The sequence below is a fragment of the Thioalkalivibrio sp. XN8 genome (assembly GCF_011058255.1).
Lineage (GTDB): Bacteria > Pseudomonadota > Gammaproteobacteria > Steroidobacterales > XN24 > XN24.
The window spans coordinates 171293-188749 of the sequence record NZ_JAALFH010000062.1 but is presented as its reverse complement, the minus strand read 5'-3'; the positions used below and the strand labels follow the sequence as shown (position 1 = coordinate 188749).

18 protein-coding genes and 3 tRNA genes are annotated in these 17457 nt (G+C 71.2%); 4 read left to right on the top strand and 17 right to left on the bottom strand.

Annotation, left to right across the window (positions count from 1 at the left end):
- Positions 1 to 77 precede the first annotated feature (77 nt).
- A complete protein-coding gene (locus G6N75_RS09615; protein WP_165348130.1) occupies positions 78 to 929 on the top strand; it encodes a lysophospholipid acyltransferase family protein in 852 nt (283 codons plus the stop codon).
- Here the strand turns inward: G6N75_RS09615 and G6N75_RS09610 are convergent.
- From G6N75_RS09610 to G6N75_RS09560, 11 genes are all read right to left on the bottom strand, one after another.
- Positions 898 to 1335: a hypothetical protein gene (locus G6N75_RS09610; RefSeq protein ID WP_165348129.1), complete on the bottom strand. Its 438-nt coding sequence runs from the start codon at positions 1333 to 1335 to the stop codon at positions 898 to 900. The two genes, G6N75_RS09615 and G6N75_RS09610, sit on opposite strands and share 32 nt — an antisense overlap.
- Before the next feature lie 81 nt (positions 1336 to 1416).
- Complete coding sequence (locus G6N75_RS09605; RefSeq protein ID WP_165348128.1) at positions 1417 to 2025, bottom strand: V-type ATP synthase subunit D; 609 nt, start codon at positions 2023 to 2025, stop codon at positions 1417 to 1419.
- Between the two features lie 3 nt (positions 2026 to 2028).
- On the bottom strand, positions 2029 to 3477 hold the full coding sequence (locus tag G6N75_RS09600; protein ID WP_165348127.1) for a V-type ATP synthase subunit B: 1449 nt from the start codon (positions 3475 to 3477) through the stop codon (positions 2029 to 2031).
- A complete protein-coding gene (locus G6N75_RS09595) occupies positions 3467 to 5221 on the bottom strand; it encodes a V-type ATP synthase subunit A (protein ID WP_165348126.1) in 1755 nt (584 codons plus the stop codon). The genes G6N75_RS09600 and G6N75_RS09595 overlap by 11 nt, the downstream gene beginning before the upstream one ends.
- Entirely contained in the window at positions 5218 to 5871 is a 654-nt protein-coding gene (locus G6N75_RS09590; protein WP_165348125.1) for a hypothetical protein, read from the bottom strand. Before G6N75_RS09590 ends, G6N75_RS09595 begins: the two co-directional genes overlap by 4 nt.
- A complete protein-coding gene (locus G6N75_RS09585) occupies positions 5868 to 6164 on the bottom strand; it encodes a V-type ATP synthase subunit F (protein WP_165348124.1) in 297 nt (98 codons plus the stop codon). Before G6N75_RS09585 ends, G6N75_RS09590 begins: the two co-directional genes overlap by 4 nt.
- Before the next feature lie 13 nt (positions 6165 to 6177).
- Positions 6178 to 6546, bottom strand: a complete 369-nt coding sequence (locus tag G6N75_RS09580) for an ATP synthase subunit C (protein WP_240901043.1) — start codon at positions 6544 to 6546, stop codon at positions 6178 to 6180.
- A complete protein-coding gene (locus tag G6N75_RS09575) occupies positions 6543 to 8390 on the bottom strand; it encodes an ATPase (RefSeq protein ID WP_165348123.1) in 1848 nt (615 codons plus the stop codon). The genes G6N75_RS09580 and G6N75_RS09575 overlap by 4 nt, the downstream gene beginning before the upstream one ends.
- Positions 8381 to 9163, bottom strand: a complete 783-nt coding sequence (locus tag G6N75_RS09570) for a hypothetical protein (RefSeq protein ID WP_165348122.1) — start codon at positions 9161 to 9163, stop codon at positions 8381 to 8383. Before G6N75_RS09570 ends, G6N75_RS09575 begins: the two co-directional genes overlap by 10 nt.
- Positions 9156 to 9503 (bottom strand): hypothetical protein, encoded by a 348-nt coding sequence (locus G6N75_RS09565; RefSeq protein ID WP_165348121.1) that lies wholly within the window; start codon positions 9501 to 9503, stop codon positions 9156 to 9158. The genes G6N75_RS09570 and G6N75_RS09565 overlap by 8 nt, the downstream gene beginning before the upstream one ends.
- 137 nt (positions 9504 to 9640) lie before the next feature.
- Positions 9641 to 10708: a mechanosensitive ion channel domain-containing protein gene (locus tag G6N75_RS09560; protein ID WP_165348120.1), complete on the bottom strand. Its 1068-nt coding sequence runs from the start codon at positions 10706 to 10708 to the stop codon at positions 9641 to 9643.
- A gap of 106 nt (positions 10709 to 10814) precedes the next feature.
- Here G6N75_RS09560 and G6N75_RS09555 point away from each other — a divergent pair, with 106 nt between their 5' ends.
- Positions 10815 to 11219, top strand: coding sequence for a DUF4332 domain-containing protein (locus G6N75_RS09555; protein ID WP_165348119.1), 405 nt, complete (start codon positions 10815 to 10817; stop codon positions 11217 to 11219).
- Between the two features lie 86 nt (positions 11220 to 11305).
- Here the strand turns inward: G6N75_RS09555 and G6N75_RS09550 are convergent.
- From G6N75_RS09550 to G6N75_RS09535, 4 genes are all read right to left on the bottom strand, one after another.
- Positions 11306 to 11380, bottom strand: a tRNA-Val gene (locus G6N75_RS09550).
- A gap of 171 nt (positions 11381 to 11551) precedes the next feature.
- The gene (locus G6N75_RS09545; RefSeq protein ID WP_165348118.1) at positions 11552 to 13438 is read right to left on the bottom strand and encodes a DUF945 family protein; all 1887 of its coding nucleotides are present in this window, start codon (positions 13436 to 13438) and stop codon (positions 11552 to 11554) included.
- Between the two features lie 39 nt (positions 13439 to 13477).
- Positions 13478 to 14065 (bottom strand): class GN sortase, encoded by a 588-nt coding sequence (locus G6N75_RS09540; protein WP_165348117.1) that lies wholly within the window; start codon positions 14063 to 14065, stop codon positions 13478 to 13480.
- Complete coding sequence (locus G6N75_RS09535; protein ID WP_165348116.1) at positions 14062 to 16194, bottom strand: marine proteobacterial sortase target protein; 2133 nt, start codon at positions 16192 to 16194, stop codon at positions 14062 to 14064. Before G6N75_RS09535 ends, G6N75_RS09540 begins: the two co-directional genes overlap by 4 nt.
- Positions 16195 to 16423: 229 nt before the next feature.
- Here G6N75_RS09535 and G6N75_RS09530 point away from each other — a divergent pair, with 229 nt between their 5' ends.
- Complete coding sequence (locus G6N75_RS09530; RefSeq protein WP_165348115.1) at positions 16424 to 16810, top strand: DUF4412 domain-containing protein; 387 nt, start codon at positions 16424 to 16426, stop codon at positions 16808 to 16810.
- Positions 16811 to 16879: 69 nt separating this feature from the next.
- Complete coding sequence (locus G6N75_RS09525; RefSeq protein ID WP_165348114.1) at positions 16880 to 17212, top strand: hypothetical protein; 333 nt, start codon at positions 16880 to 16882, stop codon at positions 17210 to 17212.
- A 21-nt stretch (positions 17213 to 17233) separates the two neighbouring features.
- On the opposite strand, the gene G6N75_RS09520 is transcribed toward G6N75_RS09525, so the two are convergent.
- Both G6N75_RS09520 and G6N75_RS09515 read right to left on the bottom strand, forming a co-directional pair.
- Positions 17234 to 17309, bottom strand: a tRNA-Glu gene (locus G6N75_RS09520).
- A 34-nt stretch (positions 17310 to 17343) separates the two neighbouring features.
- Positions 17344 to 17419: transfer RNA gene (locus G6N75_RS09515), tRNA-Ala, on the bottom strand.
- Positions 17420 to 17457 lie beyond the last annotated feature (38 nt).

Below are 17457 nucleotides of genomic sequence, written 5' to 3'. Positions count from 1 at the left end.
CTGTCCCGCTCCTGGGGACTGTCCCCAGGACCGGGACCGGCTTGCCGCGACCATGCGGCGCTGTCAGGATGCGCGCCGTGAGCACGGAAACCACCCCCCGCGAGCCGGCCTTTGCCCGCGTCCCGGTGACGCCGCTCGGCCTGTTGCGCGCCCTGGTGCGCCTGCCGCTGCTGTTCATCGTCACCATCGGCATCGCGCTGGCCTGGGGCCTGGTGGCGCTGTGGCCCTGGAGCCAGTCGCGCCGCGCTGCGATCCGCCAGTGGGTGACCCGCCGCTGGGCCACGATCCTGTGCCGCCTCCTCGGCGCCCGCATCGAGACCGACGGCGGCCTGCCGCCCGGCCCGGCGTTCCTGATCACCAACCACGTCAGCTACCTCGACATCCCGGTGCTCATGTCCCAGACCGGCTGCCGCTTCGTGTCCAAGCACGAGGTCGCGGACTGGCCGTTGATCGGGCTGCTGGCAAAGTGCGCCGGGACTCTGTTCGTCAAGCGCGGCCACGGCCCGGAGGCCGCGAACGTCACGCTCGAGGGCATGCAGCGGGCCTTCGAGGACGGCGACCTGGTGGTGTTCTTCCCCGAGGGCACGACCGGCCCGGGCGACGCCATCCTGCCGTTCCGCTCAGGCCTGCTGACGCTGCCGGCCCGCGACGGCCATCCGGTGTATCCGGCGGTGCTGGTCTATGACACCCGCGACCCGCGCATCGACCCGGGCGAGGCGCTGGCCTGGTGGGGCAAGCTGTCGCTGCCGCCGCATCTCTGGCGGCTGGTGCTGTTGCCGGGGTTCACGGTCCGGCTGAAGGCCGGGCAGGCCGTGGAGGCGAACCACCGCAAGCACCTGGCCCGCGCCCTGCAGGACCGGGTCGAGGTGATGCACGCGGAGCTGAAGAGCCGCTCGGTCAGTTATCTCGGGACTGGATCGCCTCGATAAAGGTCGAGCGCGCGCTCGGCGAGCCGAGCCGTTCCGCTTCCTCCAGCAGCTTCAGTGCCCGGTCGATGTCGCCGGACTCCACTGCGCGCCGGATGGCGTCGTTGAACAGGGCCTCGGAGGTCGGCGCTGCCGGCACGGCCGGCGGCGGCGGGGGAGGCGGCAGGGCAGGCGCGGCGGCAGGCTGCGGCGTGGCGGGCTGGGCCGCTGCCGGGGCTTCGTCGCTGCCGCCGATCCTGATGCGATCGCGCGGCGGCTCACGCGGCGGCGCGTTCGGGCCGTGCAGCTCGGGCTGGAAGTGCAGGTAGCTTTCGTCGCCGATGGTCCCGGGCTCGGGCCCGAAATCGATCACCGTGCCGCAGCCGGCGAGGATGGCGCTGGCGACGAGGGCGAGGACAGGCTTGCTCATGGGGCGCTCCGCTTTCCAGAGATTCCCTAGCTTACATGATGGGGACTGTCCCCGGGACATGTCCTAGGGACAGTCCCCAGCTCAGCGGCCCGCGTTGCGGACGCGGATAGCCTCTTCCTGGTCCATGGCCTCGAGCTGCTCGTCCATGAAGCGCAGTGAATGCTCGATCTCCGGCAGCACCACGTTCTCCAGCGCCCGGGCGCGCCGCTCGGTGCGGATGTATTCCCGCACCAGCCGCTCCAGGCTGGCCCGCATCACGGCCAGCTCGAAGCCCAGCGGCACCAGCGCCGCAAAGGCCTCACGGCAACGCTCGGCCTCCGGACTGGGATTGACGGCGGGCGGCGGCTCTTCCTGGTCGCCGGTCTCGAAGGTCCCGTCCAGCAGGTTGACGCCGAGAAACCGGATCTCCTCCAGCGGCAGCGCGGCTTCGTCCAGCGGCACCGCCGGGTAGATGCCCAGGCCGTCCAGGCCGTGACGCCCCACGGCCCGGGCGAGCGCCGCCGCCGCCTGCTCGTGCAGCTCGTCATAGCGTTCGCGCGCCGCTTTCCACGCCGCCAGCCGGCGCAGCATTTCCTGGGCCAGGATGACGCGCTTCTCGTCGAGGAACTCGAAGCCCTCGCGCACCAGCTGGCGCTCTTCCTTGAGTTCCAGGAAGGCGCTGCGGCTGGGACTGAGGCCGGCCTCTGGCATGCGTCAGTACCCCGAGCCCTCTTCGCCCTCGGCGACCGCCAGGGACCGGTCCTGGGGACTGTCCCCAGGACCGGGCCCGGCCTCGATGTACTTCGCCAGCTGGGTGCTCGAAAGCCGCGTCAGCTCACCGGCCGGCAGCCCGCGCAGCAGCTCCCAGCCCAGCGCCATGCTGTCCTCCAGCGTGCGCGGCTCGGACTGGGACACGAAGCGCTCCTCGAAGGCGTCGCCGAACTCGAGGAACTTGCGGTCGTTCTCCGGCAGCCCCTCCACGCCCATGACCGACGCCAGCACCCGCACCCGGTTCGCCCGCGCATAACTCGCGAACAGCTGGTGGGCCAGGGCGGGGTGGTCCTCGTGAGTGAAGCCCTTGCCGGTGCCGGCATCCATCAGCCGCGACAGGCTGGGCAGCACCTCGACCGGCGGGAACACGCCCTTGCGGTCCAGCTCCCGCCCGAGCACGATCTGGCCCTCGGTGATGTAGCCGGTGAGATCCGGGATCGGATGCCCGATGTCGTCGCCGGGCATGGTCAGGATCGGCAGCTGGGTCAGCGTCCCCTGCAGCCCGCGGATGCAGCCGGCCCGCTCGAAAATCGTCGCCAGGTCGGAGTACATGTAGCCGGGATAACCCTTGCGGCTCGGAATCTCGCCATGGCTGGCGGACACCTCCCGCAGCGCCTCGCAGTAATTCGTCATGTCGGTCATCACGACCAGCACATGCCGCCCCTCCACGAAGGCCAGGTACTCCGCCGCGGTCAAGGCGAACCGCGGCGTGAGCAGCCGCTGCGTCGACGGCTCGTCGGCGTGGTTCAAGAACATCACGGTATGCGCCAGCGCGCCCGACTCTTCCATGGCGCGGGTGAAGTTCGCCGCGATGTCGTAGGGCACGCCGATGCCCACGAACACCACGCTGAATTCGCCGGCCTCGGCGTCGCGCAGGCGCGCCCGCTGGGCGATCTGGGTCGCCAGGCGGTCGTGCGGCAGGCCGCCGCAGGAGAACAGCGGCAGCTTCTGGCCGCGCACCAGGCTGTTCATCAAGTCGATGGTAGAGATCGAGGTCTCGATGAAGTCGCGCGGCAGGTCGCGCGCGGCGGGATTGATCGCCAGCCCGTCGATGCGCATCATCTGCGCCGCCGCCACCGGCGGGCCGCCGTCGATCGGCATGCCGACGCTGTTGAACACCCGCCCGGGCAGGTTGGGCCCGACCGCCATTTCCAGCGGCCGGTGCAGGATGCGGATGCGGGTGGCGTCGAGGCCGAGTCCGGTGGTGGACTCCAGCACCTCGATCACCATGTTGTCGTCGTCCACCGCCGAGACGCGCCCGACGCGCGCCGAGCCGTCGTCGCCGATGACCTCGACCGCGTCGTTGAGCGCCACGTCGGCCTCGCGCCGCGCGAACAGCAGCGGCCCCTCGAGGCGATGGGCGGCGCCGGACAGTGTCACGTCAGCTCGCATGGGCGGCCTCCTGCTTTTCCAGCTCGTTGAAGGCGGCGCCGATCTCGGCCGCCACCTTCGGCTTGTCCTCGATCATCTCCTCGCTGAACTCCTCGCCCAGGCGCTGCAGCTTCCGGAGGATCGGCATGGCCGCGATCTTCGCCGGGGCGATGCCCTTGGCGACGGCTTCCTCGGCCTGGTCGATGAACTGCATCAGCAGCCGCAGCATCGCGGTCTGGCGCTTGGGCGAGCAGTAGCGGTCGATGTCGGAGAAGGAACTCTGCCGCAGGAATCCCTCGTTCATCAGGTCCGCCGCCAGCAGCGTCATCTGCTGCTCGTCCGGCAGCGCATCCTTGCCGACGATGCGCGCCATGCGCTCCAGCTTGGCCTGCTGCTCCAGCAGGGTGAGCAGGCGCCGCCGGTGCTCCTTCCAGTCCGCGTTGCCCTGCAGCTGCCACCAGCGCGCGAGCGTGTCGACGTCCTCGGCATAACTGGTCAGCGGGTGGATGGCGGGGTAGAAGCGGGCCTGGGCACGGCTGCGGTCCAGCGCCCAGAAGCTGCGCACGTAGCGCTTGGTATGGCTGGTCACCGGCTCGGAGAAGTCGCCCGCCGGCGGCGACACCGCGCCGATCACCGTGACCGAGCCCTCGCCGCCGGCCAGGGTCTTCACCCGCGCGGCGCGCTCGTAGAAGTCGGCCAGCCTGGAAGCCAGGTAGGCCGGGTAGCCCGACTCGCCCGGCAGCTCGCCGAGCCGTCCCGACACCTCGCGCAGCGCCTCGGCCCAGCGGCTGGTCGAGTCGGCCATCAGGGCCACCGACAGCCCCTGGTCGCGGAAGTACTCGGCCACCGTGATGGCGGTGTAGATCGAGGCCTCGCGCGCCGCCACCGGCATGTTGGAGGTGTTGGCGATAATGACCGTGCGCTCCATCAGCGGCCGGCCGGTGCGCGGATCCTCCAGCTCGGGGAACTCGTCCAGCACCTCGGCCATCTCGTTGCCGCGCTCGCCGCAGCCGACGTAGACGATGATGTCGGCGTCGCACCACTTGGCGAGGCTCTCCTGCAGCACCGTCTTGCCGGTGCCGAAGCCGCCCGGCAGGGCCGCGCGCCCGCCGCGCGCGACCGGGAACAGGGTGTCGAGGATGCGCTGGCCCGTGACCATGGGCGCGTCGGCCGGCAGCCGTCCCGCCGACGGGCGCGGATGGCGCACCGGCCAGTCATGCTGCATCGACAACTGCCGCTCGCGCCCCTCACTGTCCTCGAGCACCAGCACCACGTCGTCCTCGGCATACTCGCCGGCCGCGACGACGGAGACCACCCGGCCCGAGATATTCGGCGGCACCAGGCAGCCGCGCCCGGGGCCCGGGCCGGCGACCTCGCCGAACACCTGGCCGCCCTCGAGCTCGTCACCCTCCGTGACCGACGGCGTGAAGTCGAAGGTCCCGCTGCGTTTCGAGGCCAGGCCCGGCTTGAACCAGTGCTGGGTCACGTCGCCCAGCGGCCGCAGCAGGCCGTCGAAGATGTGGCCGAGGATGCCGGGACCGAGCGCCACCGACAGCGGCAGTCCCGTGCCGGTCACCGGGTCGCCGGGACGGAGGCCCGTGGTGTCCTCGTACACCTGCGCGGTGATGACGTCGCCGGAGAGCTGGATGACTTCGCCGAGCAGGCGCTGCTCGCCGACCGCCAGCGCCTCGTGGACGTGGAACGGCGAGCTCACGCGGGCCTTCAGCACGGGCCCGCCGATCCACTGGATGACGGCCTTGCTCATGATGTCTCTCCCTCGGCGGCGTTCGCCTCCGCGCGGTTGATCTCGGCCAGCAGCGCGCCCTCGATGGCGCGCACGTGGGCCATGAGCCCCGCCACGCTCATGTCCACCAGCGCCCCCTTGCAGCGGATGCGCAGCCCGGCGGCGAGCTCGTCCGCCGGCGCGGCGGTTACCTCGGCGCCGCACTTTTCGCGGGCGTACAGGATGGCGGCGTCGCGCTCCTCGTCGGCCCAGTCCGCCGGGTGCTCCAGCGTCCACTCGCGGCCGAACAGCACGTAGCGGGCTTCCTGCATGGTCACCGCGGCCCACTGCAGCCGCTGCTCGCGGTCCTGCCAGCGCGCGGCCAGCGCCTCGCGCAGCACCTCGCGGCCGGCCTCGAGCAGCGCCAGGTCGCGCAGCCGCTCGCGCCGGCGCAGCTCGGTCTCGATCTCCGCCTCGACCAGCCGCACTTCCCGCTCCAGCCGCGCCCGTTCCTCCTGGGCGGCGCGGCTGACGCGCTCGCGGCCCTGGCGCCGCGCCCGGCGCCGGAGTTCGCGCGCCTCGTGGGCGGCGCGTTCCTTGAGCTCGCGGCATTGCTGCTCGCGCGATTGCTCGAGCAGTTCCTTGAGCGCGTCGGCCTGGGTGCGGACGATGCCGCCGTCGCCTTCCTTCATGCCTCGACTCCCAGCGCGCGCCGCACCGCGGCGCCCATGTCGGCGGGCTCCCGGCTGCGCGCGATATCGGGAATGACGGCCACCGGCGGGGCAGCCGCCAGGATGGCCTTCTCCAGTTGTGCCGCCGGCACGTGCGCCGCCAGCGCGGCGGTGATCAGCACCGGCCCGCCCAGCTCCAGCGCCTCGCGCAGCACGGGCCCCGCGTCCGCGGGTTCCGTCACCAGCGTGCGCAGGCCGGCGAGGCGGAACCCCGCCGCGGTCAGCCGGTCGCCGATGAGCACGGGCCTGGTCATGGGGACAGTCCCCTCAGCCTGCCAGCCCGGGGATCTTGCCCAGGATCAGGATGGCGACGATCAGGCCGTAGATGGCCACGCCCTCGGCGAGGCCGACCATGACCAGCACGCGGCCCATCAGCTCGGGTTTCTCGGCCAGCGCGCCGACCGCGGCGCTGCCGACCTGGGCGACGGCGTAGCCCGCGGCGGCGGCCGACAGGCCGGCCGAGGCGGCGGCGGAGATGAAGCCCCAGGTCATGATCGCGGGATCGATGACCAGGGCTGCGCCCTCGGCTTCCTGCGCCCCGGCCATGCCGGAGGTGACGAAGAGGTAGGTGGCGGTGGCCACCAGCCCCACAACGATGGCCGTCATGGCCATGACGAGGTACATCCCGAGTTTCATGAGGAACTCCTTCCGGTCGGTCGGATGGCGGAGCCTGGGCCGGTCAGCGGCTTGAGCTGGCGGCCCTCGGCGGTAAGGAAACGGATGAAGAATTCGAACAGCAAGAGGCGGGTGGTCTGGATGCCGACGATCAGGCCCTCGAGCGCGATCACCAGGGCGTTGCCGAGGATCATCACCAGCAGCCAGCCGACGCCGCCGCCGGTGGCCTCCGCCATGCCCATGATGGCGGCGGACAGGCCGGAGTGCGCCAGCGCGAAGGCGCCCACGCGCACGAAGGAAATGGTGTTCACCAGCAGCTGCAGCATGCCCTCGACCAGCTCGCCGAGCGCCTTGGGGATCTCCAGCAGCTTGTTGTGGTGCGAGGTCAGCGCGGTGCCGAGCACGAACCAGGTGAAGCCGATCCAGGTGAACAGCAGCAGGTCGGGATTGAGGAAGGCGCCGACGATGCCCATGTAAGCGACCAGGATCCCGGCGCGGGTCGCCAGCCAGTAACCGAACAGGCGGCGCCAGAAGGCGCCGAGCGCGTCGAGCAGCAGGCCCAGGGTGAGGACCAGCACGCCGAAGCCCAGCGCGATGACCATGATGTCCTGCGGATGCTCGATGGGATGCATCCACAGCGCGGGGATCAGGTGCTCGTTGGCGAAGATGCTGCCGAACAGGAAGCCGAACAGCATCGACATCGCGCCGTAGGGCACCAGCAGGGCGAACACCGGCACGCGCTTGCGCAGCCACAGCCCGAGCGCCAGCAGCACCGCGCCCTGGCCGACGTCGCCGAACATGAAGCCGAACATTACCGGCGCCAGGATCGCGAGGATGCGGCTGGGGTCGGCCTCGGTCGCGCCCGGCGTGCCGAGCAGGCCGGGGAACAGCTCGAAGGGGCGGACCCAGCGCGGGTTGTGCAGCACCACCGGGCAGACCACGCCCTCGGGCGGGTCCTTGTAGCGCAGCAGGTGCTGCACCTTGCCCCGGTCGAGCGCCTGGTTGATTTCGTGGCCGTCGAGGTCGCTGGTCCAGCCGGTGACCCAGGCGAAATGGTCGGTGACCGGCAGCGACGGGGCGTGGCCGGCGAACCATTCCATCAGCGCCATGGTGCCGATGGCGCGCTTCAGCTCGTGCCGGTCGTCCAGCGCCTCGAGCCGTGCCTTGACCTCGTCGCGCCGGCTGGTGACTTCCCGGCGCCGCTCTGCCACCGCCTCGCGCGCGGCGGCCGGGTCGGCCGGCAGCCATTCCGGCAGCTGCACACGGCGCGCCTTGAGCGCCTGCATCTGGCGCTCCAGCGCCTCGAGCTGGGCCAGCGGGCCGACGGCCAGCAGGTAGGGCGTGTCGTCGGCGCCGGTGAAGGACTCGGTCAGCACGGACGGGGGCAGCGAGCGCAGCGCAGCCCGCGGCGGCAGGCGATAGAAGCGCGCCGCCAGCACCGGGCCGGCCTCGGCCAGCCGGTGCAGGTCGGGCAGCGCGGCGTCGGGCGCCGCCAGCGCCTCGAGGAGCTCACCCAGCTCCCGGGCCTCGATCTCGAGGCGCTCGCCGTCGGCGATCAGCGGCTCGGCGTCGTGCGCCCAGGCCCGCAGCCGCTCGAGGGCCTCCTGCATGGCGCTGACCGGCTCCAGCGCGTCTTCGACCGGCGGCACGACGCCCTCGGGCCACCAGTGGCCGTAGCGCCGTTCCAGCTCGCCGTATTCCTCCAGCGCCTGGGGCAGCCCGGGCAGTTCCAGCGCCTGCTCGGGCTGGCTGTGGGTCTGCAGCTCGACGGCGCGGGTCTCGGCCAGGCACTCCAGCGCCCGGGTCAGCTCGTCCCGCGGCGTCAGCAGCTCGAACCAGCGGGCAGCCTGCGGCCTCATGCCCATGTGCGGCCCTCCGGGCGCTCCGGCAGCAGGCGCCGGGCCATCACGCCGGCCCGGACCCGCTCGAGCTCCAGCCCGTCCAGCACCAGGTGCGACAGGGCTGCGATCATGGTGCCCGCGTGGCGGCGGAAGTTGCGGACGTGGTGGGCCGCCAGCGTGTTGCGCAGGGCGCGGCCGTCCGGCTCCGGGCTGGCGCGCATGGCCTCGAGGTGGGCCTGGATGCGCCGCACCATCGACTCGAGTTCCCCGTCCTCGCCGCAGGCGCTGCGCGGCAGGCGGCGGCGCCATTCGTCGAGCCAGCGCTCTGCGACCTGGGGGCCGGTCCTGGGGACTGTCCCCAGGACCGGTCCCAGGGGGTGCTCCTCGATGGCCTCGAGGCGGCGCTGCGGCTCCTCGTAAGCGATGTCCTTCAGCACCGGGTCGGCGCGCAGCCACGGCGGGATCGCGCCGCCGCGCAGCAGGTGGTCCATGACCGGGAGCTCGGGCAGCCACCGCAGCCACTCGATGGCCGCGCGCCAGTCGTCCGGCGCCCAGGCGGCGACCTCGTCCACCGCATGCCGCCAGGCTGCGCGGAACTGCCGCTCCAGCGCCTCCGGCGGCAGCTCGTGGTTGATGTCGCCCAGCCAGCGTTTCAGGGGCGTGCGACGGAGCGCCTCCAGGTAGTGGGACAGGTCGGCGCTGGCTTCGGCCAGCCGCCATTCCTCCGGCGAGGGGCGATCGCCGTGGCGGGCCTGCAGCCGGGCCTGCAGGTAGGCGAGGCGCGCGCCGTCAGCCATCGCCGGGCCGGGTCAGGCGGTTTGCCAGGCGGTCCACCGCCTCCCGCAACATCTCCCGGTCGGCGGTGTTGAGTTCGGTGCGGACGGCCTCGTCGCGGGCGCCGGCGCGAATCGCTTCGATGCGTTCACGGACCAGCGCGTCGCAGTGGTTGTGCAGCTTCGTGATGCGGGCATTGGCGGTCCGGGCGATGCGGCGCGCATCCTCCCGGGCGGCCTCGAGGGTGCTCTCGGCCTCCTGGCGGCAGGCCTCCGTGGCCTGTCGCGTTGCCGACTCCGCGAGCAGGACCTCGTCGATCGCGGCGGCGGCGTCGGAACTGGTCGGGCGGTTGCCTTCAGCCATGCCCGTGGCCCCCTTTCCATGTGGGTAGGTAGACGCCACTGACTAGTATGAACGCACTGCAGCAGGACTGTATAAGGGACTACCGCAGCGGGGACTGTCCCTAGGCTAGGTCCTGGGGACAGTCCCCAGGACCTAGCCTAGGGACAGTCCCCAACACGGAACCGGGGCAGGGCCTCGGGGTACTCGCGCTGGAGGAAGCTCACCAGCCCCTCCCGCACATGGCAGCGCAACCGCCAGGCGGCGCCCGAGTCGCGCGCGCTGACCAGCGCCCGCAGCTCGTAGGTCGTCGGCCGGGCCTCGAAGGCGATGATCTCGGCCACGCGCTCGTCCCAGTCCTCGTGCCCTCGCACCAGCCGCTCCAGCTCCGCCCGCAGCGCATCCACCGGCACGGTGTAGTCCACGTGCAGGAACACCGTGCCCAGGATCTCGGCGCTGCTCCGGGTCCAGTTGGTAAACGGGTTCTCCAGGAAATAGCTGATCGGCAGCACCAGCCGCCGCTCGTCCCAGATCTTCACCACCACGTAAGTGAGCGTGATTTCCTCGATGCGCCCCCACTCGTTCTCGACTACCACCACGTCGTCGAGGCGGATCGGCTGGGTCAGCGCGATCTGGAAGCCCGCGATGAGGTTGCCCAGCGTGCGCTGGGCCGCGAAGCCGATCACCAGGCTGGCGATACCGGCCGAGGCCAGCAGCCCCTGGCCGAACTGCCGGAAACCGTCGAACTGCAGCAGGATCGCCGCGCCGGTGAGCAGCCAGATGATCAGCGTCAGCACCTGGCGCAGGATGCGGAACTGGGTATGGAATTTCCGCGCCTGGAGGTTGTCGGCCACGTCCATCTGCAGCCGCCGCCCCAGCGCATCCTCCAGCACGCGGACCAGCCGGACCAGCAGGAAGCCGGCATGGAAGACCAGCAGGCTGACCAGCACGGCATGCAGCCAGGGAATCTCGACCAGGCGGTCGGTCGCCGGCAGGGCGAGGTAGATGCCGAGCAGCGGCAGGAACGACGCCAGCACGCCCATGCAGCGGCGGCGCAGCGAGTCGGCGAGCGCGGGGTCGCGTCGCGCCAGCACCAGGTTGAGCGCCAGGCGGACGGCGAAGGCGGCGAGCAGGCCGGCGGCGGCGCCGATCCCCAGGATGCCCAAACCCTCGGCCCAGGGCCGGACGGCCTGCCAGGCGACGTCCACGATGTCGGCTGTTTCCTGCATGAATACTGCAGAAGTCTAGCAAAACGAGCGCTTGCCGCCGTTTTTGGCTAGTATTGCGATCGGTCAATCCTCTTGCACACCAACACGAATCGACGGAGCTGTACTGATGGCCAAACTCAGGGAAATCGAAGGTATCGGGCCGGTCTGCGCCGCCAAGCTCGAAGGGGCTGGCATCAAGAACCAGGCGAAGCTGCTCGAAGCGGGCGCCACGCCGAAGGGCCGCAAGGACCTGGCCGAGAAGTGCGGCCTGAGTGCCAAGCAGATCCTCGGCTGGGTGAACCGTGCGGATCTCGCCCGCATCAAGGGCGTCGGGGAAGAATATGCCGACCTGCTGGAGCATGCTGGCGTCGACACCGTGAAGGAGCTGGCCCAGCGCCGCGCCGACAACCTCTACAAGAAGATGGTCGAGGTGAACGAGGCCAAGAAGCTGGTGCGGGCGCTGCCGAGCGAGAGCACCGTGGTCAAGTGGGTCGCCCAGGCCAAGGAACTGCCGCGCGCAGTGCATTACTGAGCGCTCTGGGGACTGTCCCCAGGACCGGTCCTAGGGACAGTCCCCAACAAAAAACGGCAGCCGCGAGGCTGCCGTTTTCGTCTGTATGGTGGGCGATACTGGGATTGAACCAGTGACCTCTCCCGTGTGAAGGGAGCGCTCTCCCGCTGAGCTAATCGCCCGGGCAAGGCGCGAAATTCTAGTGGCCGCCGCGAACCCCGTCAATCGAGCCCCGGCCCGGCGGGCCTTGACCCAGGTCAGCCATCCCGCCACGCCGACTGACCGGCGTCATGATCGGGCGGGCCGGACTTGACGCAGGTTATGCTCGATCCACCCCGCCGCGCCGGCCGGGCTCAGAACATGCCGAGCTCGGAAATGCTCAGCACGGCCTCGACCATGTTGCCGTCCAGCGTGCCGACCCAGATGGCGTAGTCCCCGCTGGCAGGCGCGATGAACTCGAGCCCGGGATCCAGCCCGCGCCCGAGGGCGTCGTCGTTGCAGTGCCATTGCCCCGCCGGGTCGAGCACCACCAGGCTGGTGTCGAACTCCGAGGTGCCGTAGATGTACAACGGGTTCGGCCCGGCGGCGTAGTTCAGCACGACGTCCGGGTTGATCCCGTTGACGAACCCCACGCAGCCCTCGCCGAGGATGACCTCGACGTCGTCCGCGCCCCCGGCCAGCAGCTCGATCTCGTACGGGTCGGGCACGAAATCGAATTCCAGCTCGAGCCGGCCGTAGAGCGGCTCGGCCGCCGGGTCCAGGCTCCCCGTGCCCATGCCGACGCCGGCCGTGGCCATGCCGGACAGCATGGTCACGAGCATTTGTTCGATGTTCATCACCTCAGTGTCGCCGGCGTAGAGCACGCCGTCGCGCAGCTCGACGGCCGCCACGATTTCCTCCGGCGTGATCGTGACGAAGGGCAGCCCCTCCATGCCGGCGACCGCCGTCTGGTACATGCCCGCCGCCGCCTCGTCGAGCTCGGCCTCGCTCGGCTGGACGAGTTGGTCGGCCGCGATGCGCCGCGCGATATGGCGCAGTGCCGACTGCTTGAGCCGGAGTTCGGCGGTGGAGCGCAGGCCGCGGGCGAGCACGTCGAGCGACTCGAGCGACAGCTCGTTAACGCCCTCGACGGTCACGTGATAGTTGCCGACCAGGTCGTCGGGGGCCTCGAAGGCGACGCTGAGCCGCTCGACGGCCACCGCCGGGTTGCCGGCGACGATGCGTTCGAGCTGCGCCATGAACTCTGCCACGCCCTCGTCCGAGTCGGGCAGGCCGCCGGTCTCCGCAAACTCGTTGGAGAGGCGCCCGAGCTCGGCCAGGGCATCCGCGTCGAGATCGCGGACCGAGATGGTCATCTCGCCGCCCTGGATCGAGTACTGGTTGATCGTCGACTGGCCGACCGTCATGGCCGTCCTGGCGTGGACCCGGTCGCCCTCCAGCCGCGTGTCCGAGGCGACCCGCCCCTCGGTGAGCGAGAACGTGTCGTCCGGCGAGCTCAGGCTGATCCGGCCGAAGCCGGCGCCGCTGGTCCCGGTCCACAGCTGCGGCCGGGCTTCCTGCATGTCGGCGTCCAGGTAAAAGCCGGCAAGCTCGATCTCCCCCGAGTCCGCGCCCTCGTCGAAGCCGAGCAGCGCGCGGTCCAGCCGGAGTTCCACGACCGCCTCGTCGAGCCGCGGCGTGCTGCGCGTCATCGCCCGCAGCCCCTCCAGTTCGAGCCGGGCCGAGCCGGCGGTGTCGGGCGGGGTCACGCGGCCCTGGTAATCCACCACCCGGGTGTGGGTCTCGACCAGGCCGCCGAAGGTCATGATCCCGTCGACCCGGAGCAGCGGCTCCTGGCCCGGGTATTGCGGCAGGGCCGCGCGCATCGTCTCCGGCAGGGCGACACGGCCCTCGGTGCGGGCCAGCGCAAGGCCGGCGTTGCCCCCGACCCACGGGCCCTGGCGCAGCTGCAGGTCGCCCTGCAACGGAAAGCCGTCCTCGGGAATGAGGCCCATGTCGACCAGCGCCTGCAGCGACGGGTCGGCATCCACCGGTTGCCAGGTCACGTCGTAGTGCAGGACGCCGCGCCCGAAACCGCGCTCGTAGTCGAAGCGGTTCACGCGGACGTCGTCGCGCGCGGTCAGCGCGGCGGCGAGCTGGTCCATCTCGGCCTGCACCCGGTGCCCGACCCAGAAGGTGGCGAGGACATACGCCAGCACCAGGGCGATGGCGACGATGATGAGCGGCTTGAGTGTCTTCATCCGCGCATCATAACCTCCCCGGCGGCGCCGCGGGACCGCTCAGAGCCGGCCCGCGGGCACCGCCGTGGCTACGAAGCGCAGGGGGCCGCCGGGATCGGCGGCGTCGAAGGGATAGCACGTCACGAGGGTCAGCCGGGGCGCGCCGGTGTCCAGGGCCAGGCGCGCGCGGCGGCTGTCCACGACCTCGACCGCGGTGACCACGAAGGCCAGCCGGCGGCCGTCGCGGCGCTCCACCTCGATGCGGTCGCCGGCGGCCAGCGTGGCGAGGCTGCGGAAGTGGGTGTCGCGATGAGCTGCGATGATGCTGTTGCCGGGGTCTCCCGGCAGCGCGCCGGCCGGGTCGAGGGTCGGCCCGAAGGCGAGGTTGCGGCCGCTGTTGCCGGCCAGCACGAACAGCGGGCGCTCGGCGCCGGGCAGGCGGAGTTTCGCCACCGGGTGCGTGTCGGCCCACGGCCAGGCCCGCTCCTGGGGACTGTCCCCAGGACCGGTCCCCACCTCGAAAGCCCGCGCGATGAGGGCCTGCGCCAGCCAGGCCTTGGCGTGGATCCAGCCCGCCTGGCCGAAACACGCGACCGCGAGCAGCAGCGCCGCGACTGCCGCCAGCCGGCGCGTGCGGGCGCCGGTCACGGGTGCAGCCAGCGAGGCCGGCGCGGGGCCAGCAACAGGCCGGCCAGCGCCAGCAGCACGGTGCCGAACCAGGCCAGCATCGCGGCCGGCGTGGCGGTCCGGGCGAAGGCGGCCGAGCGGGACCAGGCCGTGCCGGCGGGCGCGGCGGTCGGCGCCTGCTCCAGCCGGCCGGGCGCGCCCTCAGGGCGGGCCGGCGTGACGTCCACGGCCACCAGGCTGGTGCGCTCGCTGACCAGGCCGTACTGCATGGCCACCGCCTCGATCTCCGCGTCGAGCTGCTCACGCGACAGCCGCCCGGTCATGGCGCCACTGGTCAGCCGCTTGTGCCGGCCCAGCTCCGCGATCCGCTCGCGCGCCCAGAGCCTGGCGATGCCCGCCTCGCCGGCGAGCGCTTGCAGGGGCGCCTGCCGGCTCCAGGCGCTGCCGCCGGCGTAGCCGAGCAGGGTGACGGAGGGACCGGTCCTGGGGACAGTCCCCAGGACCGGTCCCAGCCGGGCCACGACCGCCAGCGGATCCCCGCTGTACAGGTCCCGCGGCAGCGGCGTGGCCAGCTCGGGCGCCTGTCCACCCGGCCAGTGCAGCTCCAGGTCCACCAGCGCCGGCTGCTCGAGCTTCTGGAACAGCTCGCCCATGCGGGCGGCCACGGCCGCCGGGTCGGAGATGAAGGTGTAGCTGCCGCGGCCGGCGGTGGCCAGTTCGCGCATGAACCAGTCGTTCGGCGCCGGGCCGATCCCGACGCTGAACAGGCGCGCCTCGCCGAGGTCCCGCTCGATCAGCGCCAGCAGCTCGGTCTCGTTGCTGACGCTGCCGTCGGTGACGAACACTACCTGCCGCAGCAGGCCGGACGTCGCCGGCATCGCCAGCGCCAGCTCGAGCGCCGGTCGCATGTGCGTTCCGCCGTTGGCCTCCAGCCCGGCGACGAAGCGCTGGGCCGTGCGGCGGGTATTTGCATCGAGCGGCATGGGCCCGCGGAACAGGGCGCGCGCCTCGCTGTTGAACTCGATGACGTTGAAGCGGTCCTGCGGGCCGAGGCGGGTGATGCCGAGCGCCAGCGCCCGTTTCGCCTGTTCCATCGGCGGTCCGCCCATCGAGCCGGAAGTGTCGATGATGAAGATGACGTCGCGGGGTGGGGACTGTCCCGGGGACAGTCCCCAGGCGGGCGGGACCAAGAGCAGCAGCGCATAGGTCTCGCCGCCGAAAGTCTCGGTGTAGAGCGCCGCCTGGGTGTCCGGCGCCAGCACGGGCGTCCAGCTCAGCTCGAAATCCCGATCCATGGGCGCCGCGGCCGCCAGCACCTGGCGGCGCCCGGCCCCGGCCCCGGCCCCGCCGGCGTCCACCGCGATCGCATGGCTGCGGCTTTCCAGCTGCGCCAGCGGCAGCCCCGCGTTGAGCTCGATCTCGATGCGCGCGTCCTGGACAGCGGGGCCGACGCGCTCGGGCGTGGTGGTGGCGCCCAGCCACTCATTGGCGGCGCGGGAATGCAGCGCCGCCAACGGGGCGGCGGCATCGAGCGGCATGTCGGGCGAGAACCTCGGCGTGACGGCGAGCGGCAGCTTCAGCGAGTAACGCGCGTCCCGCCAGGGAATCACCGTGAGATAAGCGATCCGCACCGTGATCTCGCCGCCGGGCGGGATGTTGGCCACGCTGGTGGTGAACAGGTTCGGCCGCTCCTGCTCGACCAGGCTGGCCCTCTGACCGGCGTCCCGCGCCTTCTCATAGGTCTCGCGCGCCTGCTCGCGCGGCTGGATCTCGCCGCGGATCACGCGGTCGCCGACCTCCATCTCGAGCGAGTCCACCGCCGCGTCCGATGGCAGCGGAAACACATACAGCCCCTCGACCCACTCGTCGCGCGGGTTGGTGAAGCGTTGCGTGACCTCGATGCGGCCGGTGTGGCCGGTGACCCGCGCGCGGATTTCCGTGCCGACGCTCAAGGCCGCCACCGGCTCGTCGTCCGCGGTCGCCTTCAGCCACAGGCCGCCGTCGCGGTACGGGTCCGCGGCCGCGTCCGCCGGGAACCAGGCGATGCCGGGCAAGAGCAGCACGAACAGCGCCGCGATGCGCTTGGCGATCTCGCGCCAGTCGAGATCGGACCGGGAGGTGGGGTCGGGGGTGGTTGCCGGGTGCCGCATGTCGAGAGCTCCATGGAGGGATGCCATGGATGCATTGGGCGCCGGCAAGCGGGCGCGGCCATGGACCGGGGCGGGCGAATCCCGGACGGATCATGGCGAATTCTGGCGGCCCGGCGGGCGCCGGTTTGACGCTCCGTGGCGCGCGGCCGATGTTCATGGCCCACTTAGCAAGTTGACCGGGGGAGGGTTCCAGATGCGCAAGCTGTGCCAGGGGATAGTGTTGGTTGTGATGAGCTGTGCCGGGTTCGGCGCGGCGTACGGCTTCGGCGGCATGATCGCCGTCGGCATGAACGAAATGGCAGAGGTGAGCCAGGTCACCGCGCCGTTCCGCGCCGAGGCGCGCATGTCCGCCGAAGGCGAGCAGGTCGACAGCGTCATCTACTTCGACGACGGCCGCATCCGCGAGGAACTGATGATGGAGGGCCAGGGCGTGGTCATGCTCTATCGCCACGGCGGCACCAAGGCCCAGATGCTCATGCCGATGGGCATGTACATGGAGTTCGACCTCGGCACCGAGCAGAACGAGCAGGTCGAGGAGTACCGCCTCATCGAGCGCACGAAAGTCGGGCGCGAGACGGTGAACGGCTTCGATACGACGCGCTACCGCGTGATCTAGGGGGGGCCGGACGGGCGCTACGAGGGCGATGCGTGGTTCACCGACGACAACATCGGCGTGCGCTGCGACATGACCGCGACCACCGAAGGCGACAGCACGCGGGTGCTGTTCGAGATCACGCGGCTCGACCTCGGCCCGCAGGCGGATGAGCTGTTCGAAATCCCGGCGGGCTACCGGAAGTTCGACCTGGGCGCGATGGGCGTTGGCGGCATGGACGGCATGGACGGCATGGACGGCATGGACGGTACTGGCGGCGGGCCGGGCGGCAGCGACGGCCCCACCATCATCGACGAGGTGAGCGAGGCGGCACAGCAGGGCGCCGAGGAGGCCGCCAAGGAGGAAGCGAAAGAAGGCGCCGAGGATGCGGTGAAGAAGGGGCTGCGCAAGCTGTTCGGCGGCTGAGCCGCCGGCGCCGGGAGGAAGTGGCGTCCCCTAGGGGATTCGAACCCCTGTCGCCGCCGTGAAAGGGCGGTGTCCTAGGCCTCTAGACGAAGGGGACGCAGGTTTGCAGTGTCAGTTCGCTGCAGGAAGTTTGGTGGAGCCAGGCGGGATCGAACCGCCGACCTCTTGCATGCCATGCAAGCGCTCTCCCAGCTGAGCTATGGCCCCACGCGAAGTCGATCATGATATCCAACCCGGTTGGCTCG

Coding starts and splice junctions, on each gene's coding strand:
- G6N75_RS09610 (WP_165348129.1), bottom strand. CDS start 1,335: ATGAGCAAGCCTGTCCTCGCCCTCGTCGCCAGCGCCATCCTCGCCGGC.
- G6N75_RS09600 (WP_165348127.1), bottom strand. CDS start 3,477: ATGCGAGCTGACGTGACACTGTCCGGCGCCGCCCATCGCCTCGAGGGG.
- G6N75_RS09580 (WP_240901043.1), bottom strand. CDS start 6,546: ATGAAACTCGGGATGTACCTCGTCATGGCCATGACGGCCATCGTTGTG.
- G6N75_RS09530 (WP_165348115.1), top strand. CDS start 16,424: ATGAGCTGTGCCGGGTTCGGCGCGGCGTACGGCTTCGGCGGCATGATC.
- G6N75_RS09565 (WP_165348121.1), bottom strand. CDS start 9,503: ATGGCTGAAGGCAACCGCCCGACCAGTTCCGACGCCGCCGCCGCGATC.
- G6N75_RS09525 (WP_165348114.1), top strand. CDS start 16,880: ATGACCGCGACCACCGAAGGCGACAGCACGCGGGTGCTGTTCGAGATC.
- G6N75_RS09590 (WP_165348125.1), bottom strand. CDS start 5,871: ATGAAGGAAGGCGACGGCGGCATCGTCCGCACCCAGGCCGACGCGCTC.
- G6N75_RS09575 (WP_165348123.1), bottom strand. CDS start 8,390: ATGGGCATGAGGCCGCAGGCTGCCCGCTGGTTCGAGCTGCTGACGCCG.
- G6N75_RS09535 (WP_165348116.1), bottom strand. CDS start 16,194: ATGCGGCACCCGGCAACCACCCCCGACCCCACCTCCCGGTCCGATCTC.
- G6N75_RS09570 (WP_165348122.1), bottom strand. CDS start 9,163: ATGGCTGACGGCGCGCGCCTCGCCTACCTGCAGGCCCGGCTGCAGGCC.
- G6N75_RS09545 (WP_165348118.1), bottom strand. CDS start 13,438: ATGAAGACACTCAAGCCGCTCATCATCGTCGCCATCGCCCTGGTGCTG.
- G6N75_RS09595 (WP_165348126.1), bottom strand. CDS start 5,221: ATGAGCAAGGCCGTCATCCAGTGGATCGGCGGGCCCGTGCTGAAGGCC.
- G6N75_RS09605 (WP_165348128.1), bottom strand. CDS start 2,025: ATGCCAGAGGCCGGCCTCAGTCCCAGCCGCAGCGCCTTCCTGGAACTC.
- G6N75_RS09585 (WP_165348124.1), bottom strand. CDS start 6,164: ATGACCAGGCCCGTGCTCATCGGCGACCGGCTGACCGCGGCGGGGTTC.
- G6N75_RS09555 (WP_165348119.1), top strand. CDS start 10,815: ATGGCCAAACTCAGGGAAATCGAAGGTATCGGGCCGGTCTGCGCCGCC.
- G6N75_RS09560 (WP_165348120.1), bottom strand. CDS start 10,708: ATGCAGGAAACAGCCGACATCGTGGACGTCGCCTGGCAGGCCGTCCGG.